This is a genomic window from Novosphingobium sp. B-7, from assembly GCF_000410615.1.
Classification (GTDB): Bacteria; Pseudomonadota; Alphaproteobacteria; order Sphingomonadales; family Sphingomonadaceae; genus Novosphingobium; species Novosphingobium capsulatum.
Window position 1 is genome coordinate 476 of record NZ_KE148317.1, and the last position, 228, is coordinate 703.

Sequence of the window (228 nt, forward strand, 5' to 3'; positions counted from 1 at the left end):
CGCCGGGCCGCCTGACCGCGATTTGTGGGCCGAACGGGGCAGGCAAGTCCACGCTGCTCTCCGCGCTTGCTGGCCTGGAAGAGCCCGATGGCGGGCACGTGTCTTTGGGGCAGCATCGCCTGGCCGAACTGACCGCGCGGGAGCGGGCGATCGCCATCGGCTATCTGCCGCAAGCGGGCGAGGTGGCGTGGAACGTGACGGTGGAAACGCTGGTGCGGCTCGGCCGCC

The 228-nt window shown here is 71.5% G+C and carries 1 protein-coding gene; it reads left to right on the forward strand.

Translation table 11 applies throughout. The features are described 5' to 3' along the window. Nucleotides 1–228, forward strand: a 228-nt coding sequence (locus H926_RS26700; RefSeq protein WP_043608950.1) for an ABC transporter ATP-binding protein, incomplete at both ends; no start/stop codon positions are given.